1 protein-coding gene is annotated in these 249 nt (G+C 51.4%); it reads left to right on the top strand.

Features of this window, described 5'->3' with window-relative positions:
- On the top strand, positions 1 to 249 hold a 249-nt coding region (locus EOJ36_RS12025), incomplete at both ends, for a hypothetical protein (RefSeq protein WP_164847912.1).

The raw sequence follows: 249 nt of genomic DNA, 5'->3' as shown, positions 1-249 counted from the left end.
CAACGAACGACGTGGTAGCTGGTGGCGGAACGTATGGAACTCCAGTAGCTGCAACAAGCAACCCAACAGGAGCAACCTTCACGGTGAATCCAGACGGAAGCTACAGCTTCACAGGTACACAACCAGGAGTTTACACGTACAATGTACCAGTTTGTCCTGCGGGTCAGACAACTAACTGTCCATTATCTCCAGTGACCTTCACTGTCGTGGATCCATTGGCAGCTAACGTTGCACCAGCAGTGAATCCAG

It is taken from the genome of Sandaracinomonas limnophila (assembly GCF_004005965.1).
Classification (GTDB): domain Bacteria; phylum Bacteroidota; class Bacteroidia; order Cytophagales; family Spirosomataceae; genus Sandaracinomonas; species Sandaracinomonas limnophila.
The sequence above is the reverse complement of the archived record's forward strand: the minus strand, read 5'-3'. Positions and strand labels throughout refer to the sequence as shown.